General features: G+C 33.9%; 11 protein-coding genes. 10 read left to right on the forward strand and 1 reads right to left on the reverse strand.

The window, feature by feature from the left end:
- Nucleotides 1–27: 27 nt before the first annotated feature.
- Nucleotides 28–1,623: a glycoside hydrolase family 32 protein gene (locus AC0608_RS05900; RefSeq protein WP_478288423.1), complete on the reverse strand. Its 1,596-nt coding sequence runs from the start codon at nucleotides 1,621–1,623 to the stop codon at nucleotides 28–30.
- A 196-nt stretch (nucleotides 1,624–1,819) separates the two neighbouring features.
- Between AC0608_RS05900 and AC0608_RS05905 the strand changes: the two genes are divergently transcribed.
- From AC0608_RS05905 to AC0608_RS05950, 10 genes are all read left to right on the forward strand, one after another.
- Nucleotides 1,820–3,826, forward strand: coding sequence for a kojibiose hydrolase (locus AC0608_RS05905; protein WP_478288424.1), 2,007 nt, complete (start codon nucleotides 1,820–1,822; stop codon nucleotides 3,824–3,826).
- Nucleotides 3,827–4,713: 887 nt separating this feature from the next.
- Nucleotides 4,714–7,686, forward strand: a complete 2,973-nt coding sequence (locus AC0608_RS05910) for a SusC/RagA family TonB-linked outer membrane protein (RefSeq protein ID WP_478288425.1) — start codon at nucleotides 4,714–4,716, stop codon at nucleotides 7,684–7,686.
- Nucleotides 7,687–7,696: 10 nt separating this feature from the next.
- Nucleotides 7,697–9,217 (forward strand): RagB/SusD family nutrient uptake outer membrane protein, encoded by a 1,521-nt coding sequence (locus AC0608_RS05915; RefSeq protein ID WP_478288426.1) that lies wholly within the window; start codon nucleotides 7,697–7,699, stop codon nucleotides 9,215–9,217.
- A gap of 142 nt (nucleotides 9,218–9,359) precedes the next feature.
- Nucleotides 9,360–12,692, forward strand: coding sequence for a VCBS repeat-containing protein (locus AC0608_RS05920; RefSeq protein WP_478288427.1), 3,333 nt, complete (start codon nucleotides 9,360–9,362; stop codon nucleotides 12,690–12,692).
- Complete coding sequence (locus AC0608_RS05925) at nucleotides 12,685–15,945, forward strand: VCBS repeat-containing protein (protein WP_478288428.1); 3,261 nt, start codon at nucleotides 12,685–12,687, stop codon at nucleotides 15,943–15,945. Before AC0608_RS05920 ends, AC0608_RS05925 begins: the two co-directional genes overlap by 8 nt.
- A 33-nt stretch (nucleotides 15,946–15,978) precedes the next feature.
- Entirely contained in the window at nucleotides 15,979–17,304 is a 1,326-nt protein-coding gene (locus tag AC0608_RS05930) for a vanadium-dependent haloperoxidase (RefSeq protein ID WP_478288429.1), read from the forward strand.
- Nucleotides 17,305–17,306: 2 nt separating this feature from the next.
- A complete protein-coding gene (locus AC0608_RS05935; RefSeq protein WP_478288430.1) occupies nucleotides 17,307–18,224 on the forward strand; it encodes a GyrI-like domain-containing protein in 918 nt (305 codons plus the stop codon).
- A gap of 136 nt (nucleotides 18,225–18,360) precedes the next feature.
- Nucleotides 18,361–19,656 (forward strand): MFS transporter, encoded by a 1,296-nt coding sequence (locus AC0608_RS05940; RefSeq protein WP_478288431.1) that lies wholly within the window; start codon nucleotides 18,361–18,363, stop codon nucleotides 19,654–19,656.
- Nucleotide 19,657: 1 nt separating this feature from the next.
- The gene (locus AC0608_RS05945) at nucleotides 19,658–20,608 is read left to right on the forward strand and encodes a carbohydrate kinase family protein (RefSeq protein WP_478288432.1); all 951 of its coding nucleotides are present in this window, start codon (nucleotides 19,658–19,660) and stop codon (nucleotides 20,606–20,608) included.
- A gap of 6 nt (nucleotides 20,609–20,614) precedes the next feature.
- Nucleotides 20,615–22,351: an alpha-amylase family protein gene (locus AC0608_RS05950; RefSeq protein WP_478288433.1), complete on the forward strand. Its 1,737-nt coding sequence runs from the start codon at nucleotides 20,615–20,617 to the stop codon at nucleotides 22,349–22,351.
- Nucleotides 22,352–22,426 lie beyond the last annotated feature (75 nt).

The following is a 22,426-nucleotide window of genomic DNA, read 5'->3' on the forward strand; positions in this document are numbered from 1 at the left end:
GGTTAGTTTTTAAAATGAGAAATAGGATTAATCTCTCCAAATTCCTTTTATTTTGCTTATTCTAAAATTTGTAAGATCTTGTTTCGAATCGGATTGAATCTTTAAATGCGTGTAGGGCTTTTTAGGAAAAATTTGTTCGGTGAAGCTATACTGTCCTCCGTTCAGAAAAATTTCAATAGATGACCAATCCAAAATAATTTGGTAATCCATAGTTTCCGAGTTACTATTTGACAATGCCCTTTTATGAATTTCTTTCCCAAAACTTTTTTCAAAATTTACTATTCCCGAATGGCGTCTGTCAATAGAAAATATGTTTGTTATGGAGTCATAATCCAGTACTAAGGAATCCTTGACATCGTTGAAAAAAACCAGTTTTAAATTACTTGTAGTAGCTTTAAATTGTATTTCAGATTGATTGAGTGAGTTGTAATTAAAAGTAATTTTTTGATTGGCTTCAATAGCAATTAAATCTTTGGAATATGCTGCGACTACTTGTTTTTTAAATTGTTTTATAGGCGTATTTCTTAGTACGTAATGTTTATTTATTTTCGAAAGAGAAAGTTCTCTGGGTAATGTCATGGCGCTTCTCCAGTTTTTTGTTGGGGTGTTCCTGGCATACATCCAGTTACTCATCCATCCTATAAAAATTCGCTCCCCATTAGGCATATTGTTATAGGTAACGCCAGCGTAATTATCAGTTCCGTAATCAATCCATTTAATCTCTTTTTGAGACGTTTTGAAACTTTTCCCATCAAAATCCCCAACAAAATATTGTGTTCCGGAACCGCCATTGGGTGCGCCTGGATTAATACTTATTAATAAAACCCACTTTTCCTCATTGGAATCGGTAACTTTTAATTTAAAAATATCGGGACATTCCCAAACGCCGCCATGAGCACCGATGTTTTTGCCAAAATCACTTTCAAATTTCCAGTTAATTAAATTTGTTGAAGTAAAAAATTGGGCATGATCCCCTGCGACTAAAACCAGATTCCAAAGATTAGTTTCGGGATTCCAAAACACTTTAGGATCTCTAAAATCTTTTGTGTCAATATTTCCAATGATTGGATTTCCGGTGTATTTTAACCAAGTTTCTCCAGCATCCAAACTATATGCTAATCCTTGAGTTTGGTAATTTTTTTTCCCAGTTTTTTCACCTTCCATATCGTGATAAGTAAAAATAGCAATCATTGGCGGATTCTCTTTTGTCCCCAGACCCGAAGTGTTGTGTAGATCTACAATGGCACTTCCTGAAAATATCATCCCTAATTTATCGGGGTACAAGGCAATTTTTTTATTGGTCCAATGTATGAGATCAGTGCTTGTGGCATGTCCCCAATGCATAGGTCCCCATACAATATCATTTGGAAAATATTGGTAAAACAAATGATAGACTCCTTTGTAAAAAACCATTCCATTAGGATCATTCATCCATTTTTTTTCAGGTGAGAAATGAAATTGCGGGCGAAAAGGTTCTTTGTATTTTTTTGAGGAATCAGGCACTATTTTTTCAGAGGTGTTGATAGTGATGTGTTTATGTTCTTGCTCTTTTTTGCAAGAAAACACCATTAACACAGTTCCTAGAAAAAGAAAAGTCAGTACTATTTTGTTTGTGAACTTCATTTAAAAAAGAGTTTATTATTATAGTATCTTCATAAAAATAGAATACTATTTTGTAATTTTCACACTTCCAAGTATCAAAAACGTTTTCGATAAGCCGAAAACGTTTTCGATTTCTATTCGGGCTACAATATGGAACTATTTAATATTTTAACAAATAAATTATATATGTTTGAAAATATTTTAAAAAAATACAATTATGATTTCAACATTTAAAAGTTTGTTTTTCATGCTTTTGGCAGGTCCAATTGTTATGGGTCAAGCCAAATCAGATGAATGGCATTTATTCGCAAATTCTAGAGAAAATTATTTTGGTGTAGCTATGGCAAATGGTCAAATAGGGATTGTTACGGATGATACCCCTCTTAAGACTAAAGAAATTATTTTGAATGGAGTTTATGACGGAAGTCCTGAAAATGGAATCAGTAGAATTGTCCGGGGTATAGAATTTTTAAACCTGCATTTAAATATTAACAATCAGGAAATCAAATCCGATAATATTGATAATTGGAGCCAAGTAGTCTCGATGAAAGAGGGGACAAGCACGACCTCATTTTCATTTAAGGATTTAGCTACGATCAATTACACGATTTTGGCGAATAGAGCTGTGCCTTTTTCAGCAATGGCAATTGTAGAAATTACTCCTACTAAAGACATAGAAATTATAGCTAATAATTACATGTCGGTTCCGGATGAATTGAAAGAGGCTAAAAGTCAGTATCGTGTTTTAAAAGACAATCAGTATTTAATGCCCGTCTTTGGAACAACGGCTAAAACATTGACTGGAAAATATACAGTAGCTGCTTCAACAACTTTTCTTTTTGATGGGGAAAGTGAAACTTTAAAACAAAGTGGTCAAGAAGTTGGTTTTACTAAAAAGTTGCTAAAAGGTAAAAAATATCGATTTGCTGTAGCAGGAGGAATTTGTACTTCAAAAGATGTTACGGATCCTTTAAATGAATCCGAACGACAACCCATTTACGCATTACAGGAAGGAATCGATAAATTATTGAGCCGACATAAACAAGCTTGGGCTGAATTATGGAAAACGGGGGACATTCAAATAGAGGGCGACCTCGATGCGCAACAGCGCGTGCGTTTTGCTTTGTATAATTTATACTCGTACATCCGTCCTGATACCAGACAGAGTATTGCACCAATGGGCTTGTCTTCGCAAGGATATAACGGACATATTTTTTGGGATACGGAACTTTGGATGTATCCGACACTTTTAGCGTTGCAACCCGATATGGCAAAGTCGTGTTTGGATTACCGTTCTGACCGCTTGCAAAAAGCAAAACAAAAAGCATTTATTTATGGCTACAAAGGAGCAATGTATCCTTGGGAATCAGATGATACAGGCGAAGAAGCCACGCCTACCTGGGCATTAACAGGTATTTTTGAACAACACATAACGGCTGATGTTTCGATAGCTTTTTGGAATTATTACGCGTATACGCAGGATAAATCTTGGTTAAGAAAAGAATGGGCTGTGTTGAAAGAAACGGCTGATTTCTGGATAAGTCGCGTAGTGAAAAATCAAGATGGGAGTTATTCAATTTTAAATGTAGTTGGAGCCGATGAGTATGCACAACATATAGATGACAATGCTTTTACTAATGCTTCAGCAATTGAATCCTTGAAAAACACAATTAAAGCAGCAACAATCTTGAACGAACCAATCAATCCAAACTGGAAAGAGGTTTCAGAAAAATTAGTAATTCATACCCTGAACGGTATAACTCAAAATTATAAAGGGTATCAAGGGCAAATTATTAAACAAGCGGATGTTAACTTATTAGCGTATCCTTTACATGTGATCACCGAAAAGGAGCAAATTAAAAGAGATTTAGAATACTATGCCGAAAAAATTGATAAAAAAGATGGTCCAGCCATGGCTTCGGGAGTTTTGTCAGTACTGTATGCTAGATTGGGTGATAGCGATAAAGCCTATAGTTATTTTGTTAAATCCTACTTACCAAACAGTCGTCCTCCTTTTGGCGTATTTTCAGAATCGTCGAATAGTAATAATCCCTATTTTGCTACAGGTGCTGGTGCAATGCTTCAAGCTGTAATTTATGGTTTTGGCGGTGTGGAACAAACCGATTTGGGGTTAAAATATAACAAAGGACTATTGCCAAAACAATGGAAGTCGCTGAAAATTATTGGACTTGGAACGGATAATAAAACGATACTAATAAAGTAATAGCTTAATTTTTTTGCCCCGAATACAAATGACAATTTATTTCTAAAGATTTTCATTTGTATTCGGGGCTTTTTATTTCACTTTTAGCCTGATTCAGGTTCCTATGCTTCTTTAATAATCATCTTGATTACTTTATCTGGAATTTTTTGCCCAAAAACAGTTGTAAACATTAGTTAGGAATCTTCTAACTCCATTTTTATATTTTATGTTTTTTTAATATAATAAAAACAAGAACTCTTTCCACTACTTGCGTCAAGCTTTTTTAAAATGTAATTTAAGTGTTTTGTCATTTCGACTACAATATTGGGATGACTTTCAAACATTATATTATTTATTCTTTCCCCAAAAGACAAATTAAATACTATTAGTAGTAGTAAAAAATAATTGTATTAAATCATTTTATAAATTGTAAATTATTTCTTCCAAATTTTTATTTTAAGAAGCGTTAAATTTTCTTAATTGCACGTTATGTTAGCGCAATAGTATTACGTTTAAAAGATTGATAAAAAATAACTTGAAATGTATTGATTACTATTTCAATGGGTGAAGTCTGGATTGTTGATTTTTAGTAAAAAGCTTTATTACAATGAATAATTCGCAATCTTATATTACAATAAGCTTTTTTATTGATTAATATGCAATTGATTTTGTGGTTTAAAAGCTGTGAAACCATAAGAATGTGATATTTATTCCATTTTTTTTGTGTTTAATATAATTTTACTATTAATTTTTTAAAGTATTAATTTTAAAATCGAAAACGTTTTCGACGCAACGAAAACGTTATAGTTTGTTAATATCTTAATATTATCATAAAATTATAATTATGTTTGATGTTAATATTTAAACAAACCATTTAAACAAATTATTAACCAACTTATTTATTACGTATGAAAAATAGTCTAATTAAAGGCTTAATGGTGTTTCTAACGATGCTTTGTACAAGTTTGACATATTCGCAAGATGTGTCCGGTACAGTATCTGATGCTAGTGGTCCGCTTCCAGGGGCTTCTATCATAGTAAAAGGAACAACAAATGGAGCGCAAACTGATTTCGATGGAAAATTTACTATCAAGAATGTTGGCTCAAACGCAGTTTTAGTTTTTAGTTACATTGGTCTTAAATCTCAAGAGATAAATGTGGCTGGAAAAAGTACAATTAATGTAGAATTAAAAGAAGATTCGGCTGAATTGAAAGAAGTAGTTGTTATTGGTTACGGTTCTGTAAGAAAGAAAGACGCAACTGGGGCAGTTGATCAAATTGGCGCAAAAGATTTTGATAATGTGGCTTCACCATCACCTGCTCAATTATTAAGAGGAAAGGTTGCTGGTGTTCAGGTTACACAATCCAGTGGTGAGCCAGGAGCTGGTGTTGCTATTAGAGTTCGTGGAAATTCTTCTATTCGTTCTGGGAACGGCCCTTTAATTGTAATTGATGGTGTTCCTTTAGATGGAGGAAATGTTTCTGCTGGTGGGGATAACTTGCTAGGTGCTTCTTCTGCAAAGAATCCATTAAACTTTGTAAACCAAAATGATATTGAAAGTATTAGTGTATTGAAAGATGCATCTTCTACAGCTATCTATGGTTCTCGTGGTGCAAATGGAGTTATTGTAATCACAACCAAAAAAGGAAAATCCAAAGAACCTCAATTATCATACAGTTCATCAGTTCAATTCAGTAAAATGTCAGGTAAATTTGGCGTAATGAGCGCGGATGAATTTGTAGCAGCGGGTGGAGATGATAAGGGTTCAAGATCTTACAATTGGAAAGATGCAGTTTTGCGTAATGGATTTTCAATGAACCATGATTTGTCTTTTAGTAAAACAACTGAAAATTCAAATACAAGAGTCTCTTTTGGAGCTTCTAATACTGATGGTATTGTAAAAAATACAGGGTTAGATAAATATTCGGCCTCTTTTTACAATTCTAACGATTTCTTTGGTGGCGCTTTAAAAGTGGAGTCAAGAGTTATTTATGCTTCATTAAAAGATGAAACCACTATTTTATCTAATGACGCAGGTTTTATTGGAAATATAATTGGGACTGCTCTATATTGGAACCCTACATTGCCTATTTATAAAGCTAATGGTTCTTATAATACAATAAGTAATACTTATTTAAATCCGGTAGAATTATTAAATTCGTATAAAGATTATACAAACACTAATAAATTGCTAGGGAGTATTAATACGACTTGGAAAATCAATAGTAAATTGAAATACCAATTCTTATTTGGTATAGAAAGTTCTACTTCGACTAGAAAAAGTCAGTTATTACCAACAATGCGTATTTTGGACGTAGCAACTGCTGCTGTTCCAGGGTCTACAGATGTAAAATATGGTCAAGCTAACATCGCTAGCCAAAATAAGTTTAACAAAACTTTCGAGCATACTTTGAATTATAATAATGATTTTAGTGATAATTTTAACTTAGATGCGTTAGTTGGATACTCTTATTATGATTACACTGCTGATGGAAGTGGTGCGAGAGGAAAGGGATATGATAATGCTCAAACTAATCTAATTGACAATATCGAAGGTGGTCTTCAAAATGAGTTTAGAGTTTCTTCTTATAGAAACAGAGTAGAATTACAATCTTATTTTGGAAGAGTAAATGCTACTTTGTACAAAAGATTAATTCTTACAGGAACGTTACGTTCTGATGGATCTACTAAATTAGGAGTAAACAACAAGTACGATTATTTTCCTTCTGTAGGTGTCGCTTACAAAGTAGTTGATGAAAGAGAAGGTTTAGTGAATAGTTTCAAAATTAGAGGAAATTACGGTATTACTGGAAATCAAGAATTTTCGCCAAACTCTGCGATTGCTAGAGCATCTTATGGTAATAATGGAACTTTAGGAGTTGATAGTAATGCTAATGCTGATTTAAAATGGGAAACTACTAAGTCATATGGTGTTGGAACAGATTTTGAGCTGTTGAATAATAAATTGACTGGATCTTTGGACTATTTTCAAAGAGATACAAAAGATTTAATTTTCCCGGTACCTGCAGCTGCTACGCAACCTGGTCCACCTTCTCCACGTTTCAAAAACTTACCTGGTAACTTGATTAATAAAGGTGTTGAGGTTTCTTTAAACTATAAAGTGATTGATACCGAAGATTTAACTTGGGATGTCTCAGGGAATGCCTCTTTCTTGGAAAATAAAATGACAAATTTTGCAGGGTTTATATCTACTGGAGGTTTGAATGGTCAAGGATTGTCTGGTGCTTATGCACAGGTAATTACCAATGATAAGCCAATTTACTCTTACTATATGTATGAGTGGAGAGGGTATGACTCTACTGGAAATTCTATCTATGCAGATGCATCAGGGAATGATACTGGTTTAGGTACTGCAGCTAAGTCAATATTAGACAAACAACCATTACCAAAGATTAATGTTGGTTTCTCAACTAATCTTACTTTTAAAGGTTTTGATGCTAGTGCTTCTTTCTATGGTGCTTTCGGTCATTATATTTACAACAATACAACAAACGCATATTTCTTTAAAGGTGCTTTCCTTGGAGGTAGAAACGTAACTAAAGAAGCTGCAACTTCTGCTCAAGCGCAAGGTGATCCAAATTCACCATCTACTAAATACCTTGAAAAAGGTGATTTTTTAAGAATGGGGAATCTAACTTTTGGTTATACAGTAAAAGGAGCTATTTTAGAGAGATTTAAAATTAAATCAGCTCGTTTTTATGTAAATGGTTCTAATTTATTTGTAATTACAAATTATACAGGGTCAGATCCTGAGGTTGATACTGATAAATCATTAAATGGTGTGCCATCTGCGGGTATGGAATATTTATCTTATCCTAGAGAGAAAAGTGTAGCTGTTGGACTTAACGTAACATTTTAATTAAAAAACAATGAAAAGAAATAATATTATAAAAAGCATCTTATTCGCCAGTACAATCGTGCTAGGAGTAAGTTGTACCAATCTAGATGAGGAAGTATTAGATGGTGTGGTTATTGGTAATTCAGCAGGGGGAACAGTAAACAGTGCATCTCTGTTAACTAAAGCTTATGAAGGTTTAAGAGAATTTCAAGGGCAAGGACAAATGTTCGCTTTAGACGAAATGTCTACAGATGCATTAGTAGGTCCTACGCGTGGAGGTGACTGGGATGATAATGCGACATGGAGACAAATCCATACGCATACATGGGCACCAGATCACAATGAAGTTAGAGGTGCGTGGAACTCTTTATTATCAAATGTTTATAACTGTAATTTAGTTGTAGAAAACGGTACGGCGTCACAGGTTGTCCAAGCGCGTTTTTTAAGAGCATTTTACTATTATAATGTGGTTGATTTGTTTGGTCAGGCGCCATATCGTGAAGCGGGTTCTTCATTAGAAGCTGATCCAAAAGTATGGACTAGACAAGAAGCAACTACTTTTATTATAACCGAGTTAGAGGCTATTGTTGGTGCTTTACCAGTGCGTGTAGCTGGTGATGCAAGTATCGCAAATAAAGATGCCGCTAATTTCTTATTGGCAAAAATGTATTTGAACAAAGGAGTATTTAATGCGGCTAGTCCAGCAGGTCCTTATGTTTTTGATGCTGCTGATATGACTAAAGTAGTAACTTATGTTAATGCAATAAATAGTTCTTTGGCAACAGATTATTGGGATAATTTTAAACCGGATAACAATACCTCTCCTGAAATATTGTTTTCCTCTAAGAATTTAAGAGGTGGACAGGGTGGAGGTATTCAGTCAAGATGGAGGATGAGTATGCATTACAATCAAACTCCTGATGGATGGAATGGTTTTGCTACTGTGGCGGAATATTATAATAAATTTAATCCGAATGACAGACGTATAAAAAATGCAGATCCAGCGATTATTGCATCTTTTGGTAACAATGTTGGATTTCAAGTTGGTCAAATGTATAAACCAGGTGGGACTACCGCATTGAAAGATAGAAATGGAAATCCTTTATTTTTTACTCCAGCTTTAACTTTAATTACAAGCGGCGCTACTTTAGAAACTGCAGGTATTAGAAGTCAAAAATACGTTCCGGATGCTGCTAACTTAGGTACTCCAGAAAACGATTATGAATTCATGCGTTATTCTGATGCTTTGTTAATGAAAGCTGAAGCAATTCTAAGAGGAGGTACTGGAACTAATGATTTAACTAAATTTGCCTTATTGATTTCTAGAACTAATGTTGCAGGAACAATTCCAACAACTTTAGATGCTATCTACGTAGAAAGAGGTAAAGAATTATGGTATGAAGGATGGAGAAGAAATGATATGATTCGTTTCGGTAAATTCTTGGCGGCAAGAGAATTGAAACCTTACGTGTCAGATTCAAGATATGTTTTATTCCCAATCCCAGCGGATGCTTTGTTTAATGCTAACTTGAAGCAAAACCCAGGGTACTAAAAATTGTTTACTATTAATTATTTTTGAGTTAGTCATAAAGAGGGTATTTATTACCCTCTTTATTTTATACCTATTTTTTTTCTTTTTTCTATCAATATTATATAAATTAGGCAATTCTTACCAACGCAATTACCTAACTAAAATGCTGCAATATAATATGTCCAATCGTTTTGTATTATTACCCTTTATTATTCTCTTTTTTTCCAATTGTTCCAAAGAAAATTTAGAAAATAAAAATGCCTTATTCTCTAAACTAGAAGCTTCCCAAACCGGAATTAATTTCATTAATGAAGTTAAGAATGGCGCGGATATGAATATATTCAAGTACAGGAACTTTTATAATGGCGGCGGTGTCGCTATTGGGGATATTAATAATGACGGTCTTCCGGATGTATATTTTACTTCAAATCTAGGAGCTAACAAACTTTATTTAAACAAAGGAAATTTCAAATTCGAAGATATTTCTAAAAAAGCAGGTGTCGAAGGAAATAAATCATGGTCGACAGGCGTGGTTATGGTTGATCTTAATGGAGATGGATTACTGGATATATATGTTTGTAACGCTGGTAATAATATTAACTCGATACGAAAAAGCCAACTTTTTATTAATAACGGCAACTTGACATTTACAGATAAAGCCGAACAATACAATCTTGCAGATACTGGAATTACAACACATGCTGCATTTTTCGATTATGATAAAGATGGCGATTTAGACGTTTATATTTTAAACAACAGTTTTATTCCTGTAAGCAGCCTTAATTACTCCAATAAAAGGGATTTAAGGGATAAAGATTGGGATGTATCCGAAATATTAAAAGGTGGAGGTGACAAATTAATGCGCAACGATAACGGGAAATTTGTAGATGTAAGTGAAGAATCCGGTATTTATGGAAGTTTAATCGGTTTTGGACTAGGGGTTACAGTAGGAGATGTAAACGGAGATTTATATCCTGATATTTACATTTCCAATGATTTTTATGAAAGAGATTATTTATATTTAAATAATAAAAACGGCACTTTTACGGAACAAATTAAGGGATGGACATCGCACATTAGTCAATCTTCCATGGGGGCTGATATGGCCGATGTGAACAACGATGGGAAAGCAGATATTTTTGTTACGGACATGTTACCTGAGTCTGACGAACGTCTCAAAACAACCACTAATTTTGAAAATTATGATTTATTTACTCGAAAAGTAAATTTGGATTTCTATTATCAATATATGCAAAACACATTGCAAATCAATAATGGAAATAATCAGTTTCTTGAAGTAGCAAATTATGCTGGCGTTGCAAAAACAGATTGGAGTTGGGGTGCTCTTTTATTTGACATGGATAATGACGGGTATAAAGATATTTATGTATGCAACGGAATCTATAATGATTTAACCAATCAGGATTTTGTAGATTTCTTTGCCAATGAATTTATGCAAAAAATGGTGGTTACCGGCAAGAAAGACGAAATTGAAACCATTATTAGCAAAATGCCAAGTACGCCAATACCTAATTATGCTTTTCACAACAATAAAAATATAACGTTTACTAATGAAGCTAAAAAGTGGGGACTGGATACTCCTAGTTTTTCTAATGGAGCAGCGTATGCAGATTTAGATAATGATGGAGATTTAGATCTAGTTGTCAACAATGTTAACATGGAAGCATTTGTTTATCGAAATAATTCGGAGAAAAATAAGAATAATCATTATGTAAAGGTCAAACTAAAAGGAGAAAAACAAAATAAATTTGCAGTAGGAAGTGTTGTACAGCTCTATTCCGGCACCGAAATTCTCAGACAAGAGTTGATTCCTTCTAGAGGTTTTCAGTCTTCGGTTGATTATGTAATGACTTTTGGAATTGGGACCAAAAAAATAGATTCACTACACGTAATTTGGCCGAATGATAAATTCGAATCGGTTAAAAAAATTACCAATAATTCAACAATACATTTAGATATTGCCAATGCTAAATTAAACTATACTCCTAATGTTGTTAAATTTAAACCCTTTTTTACGGAAAGTAAAAGTCAATTTACAACCCATAAAGAAAATGATTTTGTTGATTTTGATCACGAAGGTTTGATCTCAAAAATGCTTTCGCAAGAAGGACCGGCACTGGCTGTGGGCGATTTGAATGGTGATGGTAATGAAGATGTTTTTGTAGGAGGTGCTAAAGGACAAGCGGGTACGATATATTTGAATAATGGTAATGGAAAGTATGCTGTTACTATTCAAAAAGATTTAGAGGCGGATGCTACTTTCGAAGATACTGCAGCTAGTTTTTTTGATGCGGATAATGATGGTGATATGGATCTGTTAGTTGGATCCGGTGGCAACGAGAAAGCTGATCAGGCCAATTATAAAAACAGATTGTATTTGAATAATGGGAAAGGTGTTTTTATTAAAAGCAAAACCAATATTCCAACTACAAACAACAACGTTTCTGTAATTGCCCCACATGACTTTGATAATGATGGTGATATAGATGTGTTCATCGGAAGCCGAAGCGTTCCAGGTGTTTATGGAATTGATCCGAAGCATTTATTGTTAGAAAATGACGGAAAAGGGAATTTTTCGAATGTTATTGATAAAAAAGGGTTCAAGATTAACTCGTTTGGAATGATTACCGATGCAATCTGGGAAGATATTGATAACGATTCTAAAAAAGAGTTGATTTTAGTGGGCGATTGGACAGCACCAATAATTTTTAAAAATACAGGGCGTCGATTGGCAGAATACAAGTCAAATCTTACCGGATATAAAGGTTTTTGGAATACGGTAAGTTGTGTAGACTTAAATAATGACGGAAAAAAAGATTTGATTCTTGGAAACAGAGGAACAAATACGCCTTATAAACCAACCAATGGAAATCCATTAAAATTATTCACTAATGATTTTGATAATAATGGAACCATCGAGCAGATTGCCACGCGATCAATAAACGGTAAGGATCTACCGATCAATTTAAAACAAGAAGTAGCCCGGCAAATTCCATCTATTAAAAAGAAAAATTTGAGCTATGCGGATTATTCGAAGAAGACATTTCAGGAATTATTTTCTAAAGAAATAGTTGGCAATTCAATACAAAAAACGGTTACTCTTCAAGAAAGTATCATTGCAATAAATAAAGGCAACGGTAAGTTCGAAATAAAAATACTTCCAAAAGAAGTTCAACTATCCTCTGTTAATACAATTTGTACCATGGATGTAAATAACGATGGAATAATGGATTTGATTTTAGCAGGAAATCAATATGAGTTTAAACCCCAGTTTTCCAGATTAGACGCTAATTATGGTAGTGTATTGCTAGGCAATAAAAAAGGTAGTTTTTCTTGGGTACCGTATAACCAATCTGGTTTCTTTATTAAAGGGGAGGTTAAGCAACTCAAAATGATAAAAGATAAAAATAAAAAGGTTTCAATTATAGCAGTTGTAAATGATAATGTTCCCAAAATATTTAGACACAATGAATAATTTTTTTAGAATAGGACTGGTATCATTACTATTTATTAGTTGCTCCAAAAAAGAAGTGCAATTATTTGAAAAATTGTCTTCTGAGAAAAGTAATATTACCTTCAACAACCAATTATTAGAGTCCAAGAATATCTCTATTTTAGATTATCTCTATTATTACAATGGAGGAGGCGTATCGCTGGGAGACATTAACAATGATGGCTTAGTAGATATTTATTTTACGTCAAATCAAGGAAAAAATAAATTATACTTAAACAAAGGGAACAATAAATTTGAAGATATTTCTGTAAAAGCAGGGGTGGAAAGCCAGAGCGATTGGAATACGGGAACCGTAATGGCCGATGTGAATGGAGATGGGTATTTGGATATTTATGTTTGTGCTGTTGTAGGGATCAATGGTTTTGAAGGTCAAAATGAATTGTTTATAAATAATAAGGACAATACATTTACCGAAAGTGCTGCTGAATATGGATTAGATTTGGACAACTACAGTTCTTCAGCCGCTTTCTTTGATTATGATTTAGATGGGGATTTAGACATGTATTTATTGAATCATGCCGTTCACTCTGAATTGTCTTTTGGCAACGCTGATACCAGAAATAAAAGAAGTTACGAGTGCGGCGATAAATTATTTCGGAACGATAATGGAAAATTTGTAGATGTAAGTGAACAGGCAGGAATTTTTGGAGGTGCCAATGGGTACGGTTTAGGATTGGCAGTTTCCGATTTTAATTTGGATGGGTATCCGGATATTTACGTAGGGAATGATTTTCATGAAGATGATTATTATTATTTGAATAATGGAGATGGAACTTTTACTGAAAGCTTGAAACACTATTTTGGGCATACTAGCAGGTTCTCGATGGGTGTGGATGTGGCAGATGTTAATCATGATGGTTTTCCAGATATCCTTACTTTAGACATGCTTCCGGAAGATGAAAAAGTGTTAAAATCTTCGTTAGGGGATGATAATTCTCAAATGTTAAAAATGAGAACCGAAAAACTAGGTTATCATTACCAATACAGCAGGAATATGCTGCAGTTGAATCAAGGAGGTAATCATTTTACAGACACTGCTTTATTAAGTGGGGTAGCAGCTACGGATTGGAGCTGGAGTGTTTTATTTAGCGATTATGATCAAGATGGCGAACAGGATATATTCGTATCAAACGGAATTCCAAAACGGCCTAACGATTTGGATTACGTAAAATACTATTCAAATGACCAAATTAAAAGTAAAATTAATACTACAAAATTATTAGATAAAGAAGCTTTAAAGAGAATGCCAAAGGGAAATGTAACCAATTATGTTTTTCAGGGGGCGGCCGAATTGCAATTTAAAAACCGATCAAAAGATTGGATAGAAAATGATTCAATAATATCTAACGGAAGCGGATATGCGGATATTGATAATGATGGCGATCTGGATGTAATTACCAATAATACAAATGCGATTGCTTCTATTTATATAAATACCACTAATAAAAAGGCAAACTACTTAAAATTAAAATTGCTTTTTACAGGTAAAAACACATTCGGAATTGGAGCAAAAGTGATTTCTTATTCTAAAGGAAAAAAACAATTTAAGGAATTGCAAACTACCCGAGGATTTCAATCCTCATCAGAGCCAATACTTCATTTTGGATACGGTAGAACAAGCAAGATAGATTCTCTCGTAGTGATATGGCCGGATAAAACATTTCAGACTTTAAAAAATGTTAAGGTAAACCAAACCCTTACCATAAAGCCAAATCAGGACAGAAAGGTTTTTGATTATAGAAAATTACATCCAGCGGTATTGCCCATTTTTAAAAAGCTAGAAACGGGATTGGGCATTGATTTCACACATCAGGAAAATGATTATATTGATTTCTTAGCTCAAAAATTAATTCCGTATCAACGTTCTGATCGCGGCCCGGCTACTGCAGTAGGGGATTTAAATGGAGATGGAAAAGACGATATTTTTTTTGGTGGTTCTAAGGATAAAAAAGCAGCAATTTATATTCAAAATTCAAATGGTTTTGCTAAAAAAAGAGTTGCTGAAATCGAACAGGATTCGGTTTTTGAAGATGCTTCCGCTGTAATAGGGGATTTTAATAATGACAAAGTAAATGATTTGTATGTTGCCTCGGGTGGTGGTGAAAATGCGTCTAATTTACAAAGCCGATTGTATGTAACTAAAGGCAATCAACTTATAAAAACCACTTTAACTAAGCTGGCCCAAAATGCATCAGTGGTGAAAGCATTTGATTATGATAAAGATGGGGATCTCGATATTTTTGTAGGGAATAATTCAATAAACAATAGATTTGGGAGCATGCCGGATTGTTATATGTTAAACAATAACAAAGGGGTGTTCACAATAGTGGATAGTAACGTTTTTTCAAAAATAGGAATGGTTACAGATGCCGTTTTTACGGATTTTAACAACGACGGAAAAACAGATTTAATTGTGATAGGAGAATGGATGAAGCCTACTTTTTTTGCTAATAAAAACGGAAAATTCACTGGTGTAACGGAAACCGTTTTTCCAGAAAAAAATAATGGATTGTGGCAATCAATAATTGCTTTTGATATCGATCATGATGGCGATATGGATTATTTAATAGGGAACTGGGGTAAGAATTCTAAATTTAAAGCATCACAAGAGTTTCCTATGAAAATGTATTATGATGATTTTGACAAAAATGAAACCTTTGAAACGATTGTCGCAATAGAAAAAAACGGCAAATATTACACTACATTAGGCCTAGACGAATTGGCAGAGCAATTTAGCGGCATGTTAAAAAAGAAATTCAATAGTTACAAATCATTTGCCGGAAAAACACTGGAAGAAGTATTTGATCCAAAAATGCTTGAAAAAGGGCAATTGTTTGAAGTGCATAATTTGAAATCCGGGTATATGAGAAATGACAACGGAAAATTTACTTTTGTGGCTTTTGCCAATAAAATGCAAGTGGCGCCAATTATGAGTTTTGTAAAGGCTAATTTTGATTCAGACTCAAAAGAAGAAGTTTTTGCAGCAGGAAATTATTTTGGTGTTTCTCCTTATCACAGTAGATTTGACGGGTTTTCTGGTGCTTTAATTAAAAGTGAAAAAACAATATTTTTAGGAAATCAAATTGGGATCAATTTAGCCCAAAAGGCAGTTAAACATTTGAATATTATTAATTTCAAAGGCAAAAAATATTTATTAGTTACTATAAATAATAACAAAGCGGAATTGTATGAAATGCCTTCAGTAAAGGAATAAGAGAGTATAAACAACTTACAAAATTTAAATAAAATGAAAACCAAAGTTATGAGTATTGCGGTATTTAGCCTTCTTTTTATTTCGTGTAATAAGAATAAGTCTATCGCAGTTAGTACAGATGATTATCATGCAGCAATGGATAACGTGACTCAGATTATGATTCATGATATTTTTTCGCCACCTGTTGCCAGTAGGATTTTTGTATATCCAAATGTTGCGGCTTATGAAGTGATGGCTCAAAATAATAAAGCTTATTCCAGTCTTCAAAATCAATTGAATGGTTTAGATTCTATACCAAAGCTGGATCCTAAAAGTGGCGTAAACCAGCCAGTAGCAGCACTCGTTGCGCACATGGAGTTGAGTAAACAATTAGTTTTTTCAGAAGAAATTATAGAGAAGTTCAGGGATAGTTTGTACCAAAAATGGAGTGATGAAAACGAAGACGAATTCGAAGTTTCGAAAGCCTACGGACTAAAAGTTGCAGAACGTATCAAGGTATGGATGGGAAAGGATAATTACAAACAAACCAGAACTATGTCTAAGTTTTCTGTTTATGCCAATCAGCCCGGGAGATGGCAGCCTACTCCACCGGCCTATATGGATGCTGTTGAACCGCATTGGGGCGAAATTAGAACTCTGGTTCTTGATTCAGCCTCTCAATTTAAACCAATTCCGGCTTTTGCATTTTCATTGGATAAAAAATCCTCTTTTTTTAAGGAAGTACAGGAAGTCTATGACATCAGTAAAGAAATGACCAAAAAAGGAGACAATTCAGAGGAAATTAAAATTGCTCAATTTTGGGATTGTAATCCGTATGTTTCGGTTAGCCAAGGTCACATGATGTTCGCTAAAAAGAAGATTACACCCGGAGGCCATTGGATGGGTATTGTGAAAATTTCATGCAAAAAATCGAATGCGGATTTTGCTAAAACGGTTCTTGCTTATACAAAAACCTCAATCGGAATTTTTGACGGATTCATTAGCTGTTGGAATGAAAAATTTAAAAGTAATGCAGTACGTCCCGAAACAGTAATTAATCAAAATATTGATGAGAATTGGAAGCCTTTGCTGCAAACGCCACCATTTCCAGAATACACAAGCGGACATTCGGTAATTTCAATGTGCTCTTCTTCTATTTTGACATCTGTTTTTGGAGAAAATTTTGCATATACAGATGATACTGAATTGCAATTTGGATTGCCAAAAAGAAAATTCGTATCCTTTGATGCCGCTGCTAAGGAAGCGGCGATGAGTCGACTTTATGGCGGGATTCATTATAAATCAGCAATTGTAAACGGCATTGATCACGGAAAGACTATAGGAGATTTTATTGTTGGAAAATTAAAGATGAGTAAATAGAAATGAGAGTTAGGAAAAAAATTACAATAGCATTAAGTGTTTTGTTCTCATTATTTTTAATTTGGTATCTTTTAATAAAAGAGACAGATTATTGTATTACGTTTAAAGTAAAAGCAGCTACCGGAACTGTTTTTCAAGGGGTTCAGGAATGGTCTAACCTTCAGTTGATGAAAGAAAAAGAAAATTACACCCTGATAGAAAAAAGGAACTTTGACTTTATCAAGCAAGAAATGAAAAAAGGGAAAGTTCAAATGGAATATACCTGGAACATAACTTCTATTAATGACTCCGTGACAAAAGTGAGTGTTGGCATTAAAGATGCAAATCATAGTTGGTTTAATAAACTAACTGCTCCCTTTTTTAGTACTGAATTTAAACAAGAACAAATCAGAAAAATAACTGATTTTAAGAAAGGGTTAAGCGAGCATTTGAAAAATTTTAAAGTCAGAATTGATGGAGAAGGTTCCTCAGAAGAAACATTTGTTGCTTATGTCAGCCTGAAAAGTGTTCTACAGGAGAAAGCACAAAATATGATTGCCAATGATGCGGACATTACTGGCTTTTTATTGCATAACAAAATTGTAATAAGAGGCAAACCATATTTGGAGATTACAAATTGGAACCTAGATAAAGAAACAATCGATTTTAATTATTGCTTCCCAATTGATAAAAACACTAAAATTGTTACAGATGATAGTGTGAAATTCAAAACCTTACCAGCAGTCAAAGGATTAAAAGCTACTTATTACGGGAATTTCAGGACCTCAGATAGGGGCTGGTTTGCCTTGATGGATTATGCAAAAAAGCACAATCTTAAATTAGAAAACAAAGTTTTGGAACATTTCTTGTCAAATCCTTTTAGTGGAGGCGAAGAATTGCAATGGGAAACCAAGATAATCATTCCTTTTGCTTCGGAATAACGTCGCGTTGTTTTAGGGAATTTAAATATATCGAAAACGTTTTCGGGTCTTCCGAAAACGTTTTTGTTTGTATTCTGTATTCATTTGGCAATATTAAAATTAATTTTAGAAATAATTAACAAATTAACTACCTAGAATGAATTTAAAAGTAAAATTGAGTTTTTGGCAGATAATCAATATGAATGTTGGTTTTTTTGGGATACAATACAGTTTTGGTTTGCAACAAAGTGCCGTAAACCCTATATATGATTTTCTGCACGCCAGTCCGGATCAAATTCCGATACTCAATCTTGCAGGTCCGTTAACGGGCTTATTGATACAACCCATAATTGGAGCAATGAGTGACAAGACTTGGCATCCACGATGGGGAAGACGGAAACCGTATTTTTTTATTGGCGCCATAGTCTGTAGTATCGCTTTATTTTTGTTCCCTTTCAGCAGTTCCTTATGGATGGCTGCCGGTTTGTTGTGGATTCTAGATGTTGGTAACAATACTGCCATGGAGCCGTATCGCGCTTTTATTGCTGACACATTAGACGAAGAACAACAGCCTATAGGTTTTCAGGCTCAGAGTTTTTTTACTGGTTTCGGACAGTTTCTATCCTATATTTCACTATTTCTATTTCCACTTGTTTTTGTGGGTTATACAGGAGCGTTGCCAACGTGGATTTATGCATCTTTTTTTCTCGGAGCAATACTGTCGATAACGTCCATTTGGTGGAGTATGAACAAAACTAAAGAAATCCCACCAACAGCAGAAGAAATAGCAATTTTAAAATCAGAACCATTAAAGTTTTTTTCCCCTTTTATCGATATCTATAAAGCAGTTTTAGAAATGCCAATGGTGATGTGGCAGCTATTTTTGGTTTATTTGTTTCAGTGGTATGCCATGATGTGTTATTGGCAAAATAATTCAAAAAGTATTGCATTGTCAGTATGGAATGTTACCCCCAAGAATCCAGTTGGCTATGAAAAAGCGGTAGAATGGAATGGTTTAATTGGCGCTTTTGGATTTATAGTTACGTTTTCAATAGCTTTTTATTTAGCGATATTAGCTAAAAAACACGGTGCAAAAATGATTCATTTTGTTTGCCTTTTATTAGGCGCAATTTCTTTATTGTTTTTTCCAATGGTACAAAACCAATATGTATTTTTTGCGGTGATTATTGGCTACGGTATTGCTTGGGCAAGTATGATGGGGATTCCCTATCTAATGGTTGTTGCAGTTATTCCAAAAGAGCGTTATGGTGTTTATATGGGGATTATTAATATGATGATTGTTATTCCAATGATTATCCAAAACCTATCTTTTGGTTATGTTTTAAAGAATTTTTTAGATAACGATCCTCGTCAAGCGATTAGTTTTGCGGGTGTATTATTACTTATTGCTGCGATGTGCACATTATTAATAAAAATAAAAAAAACCAAGTAAAGTGTATAATACAATAAATAATAATAGCGATACAATCGATATCCTTTGTGTTGGTGAAGTACTGGTAGATTTTATTGGGCATCAAGAAGATGTTCTTATTAATGATACTAGAGATTATCATAGGTATTTAGGAGGCTCACCTACTAATGTTGCTATGAATTCAACACGATTAGGATTGAATACTATAATGGTTGCAACTGTTGGGAACGATGGTTTTGGATCCTATATTTCGGAACGTTTAGCGAGTGTTGGAGTGAATACAAACCACCTTAAAGTCCTGGATAATAAATCAACAAGTGTGATTTTTGTTTCAAGGTCTCAGGGAACCCCAGATTTCATTCCGTACCGTTCCGCGGATTGCTGTATTGATGAGGAACAAATTTCAACGGAAATACTATCCAATACTAAGATATTTCATACTACTTGTTTTGCATTAAGTAAAAATCCTGCACAAAAAACGATCTTAAAGAAAGCACAAGAAGCTTACGATTTAGGATGTAAGCTAAGTATTGATGTCAACTATGCAAGAAAGCTATGGAAAAGTAGAAAGAAGGCTTTTAAAGTGATCAATGCGTATTGTAAGTTCAATCCATTGATAAAAATTAGCGAGGATGATATGTTGCGTCTTTTTGAGAAAGCCCTTCCACATGAAGAGATATTTGAGTTTTTTCACGATCAGGGAGTAGACACCGTTTGCTTAACATTAGGGAGCAAAGGGGTGAAACTATCTCAAAGAGGAAAAGATATTATACAAATGCCAGCCATAAAAATTGATAAAGTTATGGACTCCACTGGAGCAGGGGATGCTTTCTGGTCCGGTTTTTTATTCGCTTATATTAAAGAAAAATCAATTGATGAATGTTTGGACATCGCTTTAAAATTGGCGGCTTTGAAATTGCAAAATGTAGGACGACTGCCGGATAACATCAATATCCTTTCTAAACTTTTATAAAATACGATGCAAGAAAATAATAAAAAGATCAGTAATGGTGTTATGCTCAATATTTATCCGGATAGTATTGGAGAAAAATTAACGGATACTGTAAGCATGCTTAAAATGGCTGAATTCAAAGATATTTTTTCTTTGTTGTATGTTTTGCCCACTTTTTTTAATAGTGATTTAGATAGAGGTTTTTCTATTATTGATTATGATATAAATAAAGATTTAGTAGACCCAAAAGATTTGCTCGATTTAAAAGAGCTCAATATAAAATTAAAATTTGATATCGTATTAAATCATCTTTCTGTAGCTTCTCCTCAGTTTAAAGACATGTTACAATACGGTAATGAATCTAAATTTAAAGATTTTTTTATAAATTGGAACGAATTCTGGGACGGAAACGGGGTACTGAATGAAGATGGAATTGTAATACCAAAACCAGAGTTTCTCCATAAATTGTTTATGCGAAAGTTAGGTTTGCCTATCTTGAAAGTACGTTTTCCGGATGGTACGGAACAGCCGTATTGGAATACCTTTTATCAACAAATAACCTATAATCCAATTGCTGTAGGTGATTTGCAAAATTTACAAGGACTAACAGAAGAGCAAAGTCTATTTATTGTTGCCTTAATTAATGCCGCAATAAAGGATGATCAAGATTTAGAGACCGTTGATTTTAAAGAATGCACTCCTTGGAAATCAGAAATTTTACAAATTATACAACAAAAGCGTTCCTATTTAGGACAAATGGATGTCAATGGTGCTTCGCCTTTAGTATGGGATTTTTATGAAGAGACTCTAAAAAAATTAAACGGTTACGGTTGTAATATTCTTCGATTAGACGCTTTTTCCTATTTGCATAAACAAGTAGGGGAATCTAATTTTTTTAATAAACCAGGGACTTGGGATTATTTAGAGCGTATTAGGAAAATAGCAGCGCAAAATAATTTAATGTTACTGCCTGAGATCCATGCAGAATATGGTTTGCATTTACATGATGAGGTAGCTAATGAAGGGTATTATATCTATGACTTTTTCTTACCGGGTTTAACGATTCATACCATCGAAAATAAAACCAATAAAGCCTTATTGAGTTGGGCTAAGGAAATTATTACTAAAGGATATAAAACTGTAAACATGCTTGGTTGCCATGATGGCATACCTGTTTTGGACTTGAAAGGCAAGGCCGTAAATGGTGTTTATAATAAAGGTTTGTTAGAAGATACTGAGATTGAAGGTATCATGAATAAAATCATGGAACGGGGGGGTCGTGTAAAGAATCTTTACGATCCATCCGGGAATAAAATTTCTTATTATCAAATAAATGCTACCTTTTTTAGTGCTTTAGGGGAAGACGAACAAAAGCTACTTCTTGCAAGAGCCATTCAAATGTTTATGCCAGGGATACCGCAGGTTTGGTATTTGGATATTTTTGCTGGTAAAAATAATTATGAAGCCGCAGATAATGGCGGTAGTGCCGGACATAAAGAAATTAATCGCACCACATTGACCATGTTGGATATTGAGCAGGGATTGAAAACAGGAGTTGTTAGTAAACAGCTAGACCTAATTCGGTTAAGAAATACTTCGAAAGCATTTTCAGGTCAAGTAGAAATCAATGACACTGAAGAAGATATTATAGATGTCAAATGGGTAAATGGCGCTACAGTTGCGCACCTAAAAGCAAACCTTCAAACCAATGGGTTTACTATTGATCATACTGAAAACGGTCTGAAAAGCACTATTATTTTTTAGATCTGATTCATAAAATAAGGGAGTATCAGAACATCAAAATTAAGCGTGTCCTACCTAAAGGGATTGTAAATAATA

This window comes from Flavobacterium sp. GNP008 (assembly GCF_056428965.1).

Bases quoted from the DNA above. Each gene is read 5' to 3' on its own strand.
- AC0608_RS05900 (WP_478288423.1), bottom strand. From the start codon at position 1,623: ATGAAGTTCACAAACAAAATAGTACTGACTTTTCTTTTTCTAGGAACT.
- AC0608_RS05905 (WP_478288424.1), top strand. From the start codon at position 1,820: ATGATTTCAACATTTAAAAGTTTGTTTTTCATGCTTTTGGCAGGTCCA.
- AC0608_RS05910 (WP_478288425.1), top strand. From the start codon at position 4,714: ATGAAAAATAGTCTAATTAAAGGCTTAATGGTGTTTCTAACGATGCTT.
- AC0608_RS05915 (WP_478288426.1), top strand. From the start codon at position 7,697: ATGAAAAGAAATAATATTATAAAAAGCATCTTATTCGCCAGTACAATC.
- AC0608_RS05920 (WP_478288427.1), top strand. From the start codon at position 9,360: ATGCTGCAATATAATATGTCCAATCGTTTTGTATTATTACCCTTTATT.
- AC0608_RS05925 (WP_478288428.1), top strand. From the start codon at position 12,685: ATGAATAATTTTTTTAGAATAGGACTGGTATCATTACTATTTATTAGT.
- AC0608_RS05930 (WP_478288429.1), top strand. From the start codon at position 15,979: ATGAAAACCAAAGTTATGAGTATTGCGGTATTTAGCCTTCTTTTTATT.
- AC0608_RS05935 (WP_478288430.1), top strand. From the start codon at position 17,307: ATGAGAGTTAGGAAAAAAATTACAATAGCATTAAGTGTTTTGTTCTCA.
- AC0608_RS05940 (WP_478288431.1), top strand. From the start codon at position 18,361: ATGAATTTAAAAGTAAAATTGAGTTTTTGGCAGATAATCAATATGAAT.
- AC0608_RS05950 (WP_478288433.1), top strand. From the start codon at position 20,615: ATGCAAGAAAATAATAAAAAGATCAGTAATGGTGTTATGCTCAATATT.